Source organism: Bradyrhizobium sp. (assembly GCF_016462955.1).
Classification (GTDB): Bacteria; Pseudomonadota; Alphaproteobacteria; order Rhizobiales; family Xanthobacteraceae; genus Bradyrhizobium.
The window spans coordinates 1-6,335 of the sequence record NZ_JAEMSD010000403.1; the positions used below are offsets into that span (position 1 = coordinate 1).

Genomic DNA, 6,335 nt, shown 5'->3' on the forward strand with positions numbered 1-6,335 from the left:
AAGCGCCCGCCCTATTCCTGTTGTCGCTGGCGCTCGCCGGATGTGTCGCTACTCCGCAAGCCCGCCTGGCTCCCGATCCCGCCTTCACGCCGGCGCGCTATGCCTGGGATGGCGCCGGTGAAAATCCCAATCGCCCGCGCGCTGCCTCACAATCGACGCGGACTGCTGCCGGCTCCGAGCGCAGCAGGTCGCAGGCTGGGCTTCAGCCCTATTCAAAGGAATGGTGGCAGGCGCAGGAAGGCACCGAGGCCGAACAGGACGCCAGAGTCAACCGCTCCCTGGTCATTTGCCGGGGATGCCTGCGCCAGCAGCCTCAAGCCGAAGATTCAAGGTTGGCCAGAGCGACTGATTGAAGGTGAATGCACAGGCCCGCCGGACGAGTTGGCGGACTTGGCGAAATCCACAATCTCTGCGGCTGGCGATCACGACATTCCAAATGTCTTGGCGACCTGCGGCCGCGTTCGGGCGCATGTCATCTCATCTCTGGCGGACGGGAACCGAAGTCGCAGCGCGCGCATTTGCGGATATCTCCCCTGCGCCAATCTCCCTCGGTCTCATCTTGGCAAGGGTGGAGTCAGCCTCCTAGATCAGGCGAACTTGCATTGGGGGAAGGATCTCGCATGGCAGCATCGGTACGCGACAACAAGGACAAGAACCGTTTCGAGCTCGATATCGGCAGCGACATCGCCTTTGCCAATTACCGGCTGACGCCCTCGGCCGTCATCATCACCCACACCGAAACGCCGCCGGCGCTCCGCGGCCGCGGCGTCGGCTCCGAGCTGGTCAAGGGCGCGCTGGATCTGATCCGCCGCGACGGCAGGAAGGTGATCGCCGGCTGCGGCTTCGTTGCCGACTACCTCGACCGGCATCCGGAGGACGCGGATCTGGTCGCCTGAAGCAGAAGGGCCCGCGCGATGGCAGGCCCTTCCGGCACGACTGAGGTTCAGTCAGTGCTTGCGGTCAGTGCTTGATCTCCGGCGGCAGCTTGCCGCCGTTGGCGGCGAGCTTGGACATCACCTGCTTGTGCAGCCAGACGTTCATGCTGGCCGAGTCGTTCATGTCGCCGGTGTAGCCCAGCTCCTTGGCGAGATCCTTACGCGCAGCAAGGCTGGAATCGATGTCGAGCGCCTTCATGAGGTCGACGATCGAGGTGCGCCATTCGAGCTTCTCGCCCTTATGCGCGGCCACCGCCTTGTCGACGATCGCCGCCACGTCGACTGCCGACATGGGCGCGGCGGCCGGCGACGAAGCGCCCGGCGTGCTCCCTGCCGGCGCGCCGGACGAAGCGGCGCCACCCGCAGGCGCGGCGGAGGCCGGCTGGCTGCCGAAGATCGCGCTCATGATTTTCCCGAAAATGCTCATGTCTGCTCCCCGAAAAGGAATCCGTTGGAAGGGCCTTGCGCGGCACTTATAGACGAAGTTGCAGCGTCGCGCCTGCGAAGGTTCTGCGAACGACCAGCAGCATCAGCTTATCTGCGGCGAAATGACGGCCGAATGACATCGTCGTGGTTGCGCCGCGGCATCGAATTTCACCCAAGCGTGAGCGACAGGACGCGGACTTGGGAGTATGCTCGCGGTTCAGCTCGCGATGCCGTCCGAAATTCGCGTCTGGTCTGGATCGCGAAAGTTTCAAGAAGAGCGGCCGCTTGCGCCGTTGCGGGCGCAAAAGCATCCGCGCGCGGCAAGGGAGCTAGCGACCATGGCCACACTCTACCCCGGCAATGTCCCCACAATGGCCCAGCCCTCCGATGCGGCTGGACCGGTGATCCGGACCATCCAGCTGTCCGATCTGCATGACGCGCTCAGGTGCGGCTGGGAAGACTTCAAGGCTGTTCCGAGCCATGCCATCATCCTCTGCGTGATCTATCCGGTGCTCGGCCTCGTGCTCGCCCGCGTCGTCATGGGCTATTCGGTGCTGCCCTTGCTGTTTCCGCTGGCCGCCGGCTTCGCACTGGTCGGGCCCTTCGCGGCGCTTGGACTTTACGAGCTCTCCAGCCGACGCGAGCGCCATGAACCGGCAAGCGCCTGGGATGCCATGGAGGTGGTGCGCTCGCCCTCGTTCGGCGCGATGCTCGGCCTCGGCACGCTGCTGCTTGCGCTGTTCGTGACCTGGGTTGCGACCGCGCAGGCGATCTATGTCGCGGCGTTCGGCTACGAGGGCGTGACCGGGCTGTCGGATTTGATGACGCGCGTGCTGACGACCGACCAAGGCCGGTGGCTTGTCGTGGTCGGCTGCGGCACCGGCTTCCTGTTCGCGCTCGCCGCGCTGTGCCTCAGCGTCGTGTCATTCCCCTTGATGCTCGATCGTCATGCCGGCGCGTTCGAGGCGATGAGCACCTCGCTACGCGTTGTCGCCAGAAACCCGGTGCCGATGGCAACCTGGGGCCTGATCGTCTCGGTGCTGCTCGCGCGCGGCACGATACCGGCCTTCCTCGGACTCGCGGTAGTGGTCCCCCTGCTCGGACACGCCACTTGGCACCTCTACCGCAAGGTGATCGTGTCCGAGCCCGGAGCACATCCGATGCCACCGGCACCGCATCGTCCGCGCAAGCCGGCCGCCGACTTCCCCGCCAACCTCTTCCCGTGGCGGAAGCGGACGGACCTCTGACAATCTCGTGACGTGCGGTCCTGCCCGCGCCGGACAGGGCCGCGCGCCTTGCTTTGGCCGCGGTTACAGCCGAGATTATGCTGCCGGTCAGATCAATTCACAGAATCCATTTCAGCTGATGACTCCGACGATTTCTCGTCTTGCTCTTGCAGCCTTCGCCCTCTCCGCGTTCCTAATCTCAGTCCAGCCGGCTTCCGCCGCGGCCGCCTGCGGCTCTGGCAATTTCGACGCTTGGCTTGCGGATCTCAAAACCGACGCGGCTACCAAAGGTATTTCGCAGCAGGTCATCGCCACCGCGCTCGCCGGCGTAACGCTCGATCCAAACGTGATCAACCGCGACCGCTCCCAGAAAGTCTTCAGCCAGACATTCGAGGAGTTCTCAGGCCGCATGGTGCCGCCGCGCTTGGAGCGCGGCTCCAACCGGATGAAGCAATACGGCTCGGTGCTGTCGCGCATCGAGCAGGCCTATGGCGTTCCCGGCGAAGTGCTGGTCGCGATCTGGGGACTGGAGACCGACTACGGCGTCAACACCGGCAAGTTCGCAACGATCCGCTCGCTGGCGACGCTGGCCTATGACTGCCGTCGATCCGAGCAGTTTCGCGCCGAGCTGCTGGATGCGCTGCGCATCGTCCAGCGCGGAGATCTGGCGCCTGCCGACATGAAGGGCGCCTGGGCCGGCGAGCTCGGCCAGACCCAGTTCATGCCGTCGTCGTGGATGAAGTACGCCGTCGATTTCGACGGCAACGGCAAGCGCGATCTTCTGCATAATGTGCCGGACGTGCTGGCCTCCACCGCCAATTATCTCGCCGGCTATGGCTGGCAGAAGGGCAAGGATTGGCAGCCGGGCAGTCCGAATTTCGACGTGCTCAAGCAGTGGAACAAGAGCGAGGTCTATTCCAAGACCGTGGCCTATTTCGCCACCCAGCTCGCCCGCGCTCCCTAGAGGCCAGCCGGCCGACGACGAATCTTTCACTGTCCCGACGCGCGGCTTCCGACGCAGCACTCTCCTATCCGTGCGGGCATAAAAATGAATCCAAATTCATAAACAAGCATCGGCTCCCATGCGAATCACGCGGGCGTGACTTGGGTTTACAAGCTACTTCTCAAGCTTGCCTGCCGTGCTCAGACGAACTATTTCCTAACTAATCGAGGTCAGGCATCGACCTAAACCCGTTATTTTACGCGCGCTTAGCGCTGATCCAAAGCATTCCTGACCAAGCCTTGGGCGGGAGCGCCTACCAGTTAATCGTTCGTTACCTTCGCTATGCGCTCATCGCTTAGCTGCATCGCACCATAGGAACTTTCGCATCGCACCACTCTCATCTATATTCACTTCAACGATGAGGCTCGGGCAAGAGCTGAATCGAACTACAGGAGACTACCAATGCTGCTCTCGCTCATCCGCATGATCCAGGCCTTCCGGGACTATCAGCGCAATGTTGCCGAGCTGTCCCAGCTCAGCGATCGCGAACTGGCCGATATCGGCCTCGATCGCTCGGACATCCCGCGCGTTGCCGCCGGCCAGTATCAGGGCTGATATCGTTCAGCCCTAACCGGACGACCCGATAGCGCCCGCCTCGTGCGGGCGTTGTCGTATCCGGTGGCAGAAAACTCGATCTCGCCGATTCCACTCGCCGCAGAAAAGCGCTACCTGTCCGCCCCATGACAGGACCCCAATCCAACATCGTCCACGTGATCGGCGCCGGCCTTGCCGGCTCTGAGGCTGCCTGGCAGGTAGCGAAATCCGGGGTGCCGGTGGTGCTGCACGAGATGCGGCCGACCCGCATGACCGAGGCGCATCGCACCGATGGACTCGCCGAGCTCGTCTGCTCCAATTCGTTCCGCTCTGACGACGCCGCCAACAACGCCGTCGGCCTCCTGCACGCCGAGATGCGGCGGCTCGACTCGCTGATCATGCGCGCCGCCGATGCGAACCAGGTGCCCGCCGGCGGCGCATTGGCCGTCGACCGGGACGGCTTCTCCGCCGCGGTCACCAAGGCGCTCAACGACCATCCCCTGATCGAGATCGCACGCGGCGAGATCGCGGGTCTGCCCCCGGCCGAGTGGGGCAACGTCATCGTTGCCACCGGTCCCCTCACCTCGGCGCCGCTGGCCGATGCCATCCGCGAGCTGACCGACGAGAATGCGCTCGCCTTCTTCGACGCCATCGCTCCAATCGTGCACCGCGAATCCATCGACATGTCGGTGGCCTGGTTCCAGTCGCGCTACGACAAGGTCGGCCCCGGCGGCAACGGTGCCGACTACATCAACTGTCCCATGACCAAGGAGCAGTATGACGGTTTCGTCGCCGCGCTGATCTCAGGCGAGAAGACCGAATTCAAGGAATGGGAGACCAACACTCCCTATTTCGACGGCTGCCTGCCGATCGAGGTGATGGCGGAGCGCGGCCCCGAGACGCTACGCCATGGCCCGATGAAGCCGGTCGGCCTCACCAATCCGCACGATCCCGCCACCAAGGCTTATGCGATCGTGCAGCTCCGCCAGGACAATAAGCTCGGCACGCTCTACAACATCGTCGGCTTCCAGACGAAATTGAAATACGGCGAGCAGCAGCGCATCTTCCGCACCATTCCCGGACTGGAAAAAGCCGAGTTCGCGCGCCTGGGTGGCCTACATCGCAACACCTTCCTGAATTCGCCAAAGCTGCTCGACACCCAATTGCGGCTGCGCGCACAGAAACGGCTGCGCTTTGCCGGCCAGATGACCGGCTGCGAAGGCTACGTGGAATCGGCCAGCGTCGGCCTGATCGCCGGTCTCTATGCCGCGGCCGACGCGCGCGGCGAGGCGCTTGTCAGCCCGCCCAGCACGACCGCGCTCGGATCGCTGCTCGGCCACATCACCGGCGGCCATATCGAGACCATCGAGCCGGGCACGCGCTCGTTCCAGCCCATGAACGTCAATTTCGGCCTGTTCCCGCCGCTCGCGACGGTCCCGACGAAGAGGCCCGACGGCACGCGGCTGCGCGGCAACGAGAAGACGGTGGCCAAGAAGCAGGCGCTGAGCGCGCGGGCGCTCGCCGATCTCGATCGCTGGATCGCAGATCACCTGCGCATTGCCGCCGCCGCATGAGTCTTCGATGAGTCTCCCCAAAGACGACGCCGCAGAGCTGTCGGCGCGCTGGACCGAGGGCGTGCTGCTCAAGCGCGACGTGTTCTCGACCGTCGAACGCGGCCGCTTCCGCGCCGAGAGCGGCGAGACCGACGCGGTGCTGCGCCGGCTCGACGAAGTGCCCTGGTGGTCGCTTCTGCTGGCACGCCATCTGTTCGCTCGCGAGAAGCACGCGCTGGCGCTGGCCAAAGGCCTCGACGTCGGGCCTGAGCTGCTGTGGGCCGGACGGCGGGCGCTGGTGCGCGGCTTTGTCGATGGCGTCGCGCTGCATCTGGCCAAGCCCCATGGCGATCTCGCCTATTTCCGATCGGCGAAAGCCGTGCTGCGCCGGCTGCGCCGCGCCGGCATCTGCCACAACGATCTGGCCAAGGAGCAGAACTGGCTGGTCGGCCGCGACGGCCGCGCCTATGTGACCGACGTCCAGCTCGCGGCCTGCTTCGACCGCCGCGGCCGGCTCTATCGCATCCTGGCCTATGAAGACCTCCGGCACCTGCTCAAGCACAAGCGCTCCTACGCGCCGGAGGCACTGACGCCGCGGGAGCGGAAGATCCTGGCGAAGAAGTCGCTCGCCGCGCGCCTGTGGCTCGCCACCGGCAAG

At 64.7% G+C, this 6,335-nt stretch carries 7 protein-coding genes and 1 pseudogene; 7 read left to right on the forward strand and 1 reads right to left on the reverse strand.

What is annotated here, in order from left to right; all coding sequences use genetic code 11:
• The coding region (locus JHD07_RS29700; protein WP_291628615.1) for a hypothetical protein at positions 1–353 on the forward strand (353 nt) is incomplete at its 5' end.
• Positions 354–620: 267 nt separating this feature from the next.
• Positions 621–896 carry a GNAT family N-acetyltransferase gene (locus JHD07_RS29705; RefSeq protein WP_291628616.1) on the forward strand — a complete coding sequence of 92 codons (276 nt, stop codon included), beginning with the start codon at positions 621–623 and terminating at the stop codon, positions 894–896.
• A 64-nt stretch (positions 897–960) separates the two neighbouring features.
• Here the strand turns inward: JHD07_RS29705 and JHD07_RS29710 are convergent, their stop codons facing one another.
• On the reverse strand, positions 961–1,362 hold the full coding sequence (locus tag JHD07_RS29710) for a DUF3597 domain-containing protein (RefSeq protein ID WP_291628618.1): 402 nt from the start codon (positions 1,360–1,362) through the stop codon (positions 961–963).
• Positions 1,363–1,699: 337 nt separating this feature from the next.
• Between JHD07_RS29710 and JHD07_RS29715 the strand changes: the two genes are divergently transcribed.
• The 5 genes and pseudogenes from JHD07_RS29715 to JHD07_RS29735 all read left to right on the forward strand — a co-directional run.
• A complete protein-coding gene (locus tag JHD07_RS29715) occupies positions 1,700–2,608 on the forward strand; it encodes a DUF2189 domain-containing protein (protein WP_291628619.1) in 909 nt (302 codons plus the stop codon).
• A gap of 118 nt (positions 2,609–2,726) precedes the next feature.
• Positions 2,727–3,551: a lytic murein transglycosylase gene (locus tag JHD07_RS29720; RefSeq protein ID WP_291628620.1), complete on the forward strand. Its 825-nt coding sequence runs from the start codon at positions 2,727–2,729 to the stop codon at positions 3,549–3,551.
• 441 nt (positions 3,552–3,992) lie between these two features.
• The gene (locus tag JHD07_RS29725; RefSeq protein WP_007590701.1) at positions 3,993–4,145 is read left to right on the forward strand and encodes a DUF1127 domain-containing protein; all 153 of its coding nucleotides are present in this window, start codon (positions 3,993–3,995) and stop codon (positions 4,143–4,145) included.
• A 125-nt stretch (positions 4,146–4,270) separates the two neighbouring features.
• On the forward strand, positions 4,271–5,698 hold the full coding sequence (gene trmFO / locus JHD07_RS29730) for a methylenetetrahydrofolate--tRNA-(uracil(54)-C(5))-methyltransferase (FADH(2)-oxidizing) TrmFO (protein ID WP_291628628.1): 1,428 nt from the start codon (positions 4,271–4,273) through the stop codon (positions 5,696–5,698).
• A gap of 7 nt (positions 5,699–5,705) precedes the next feature.
• Positions 5,706–6,335 (forward strand): annotated as a pseudogene (locus tag JHD07_RS29735) (serine/threonine protein kinase); the annotation flags it as partial.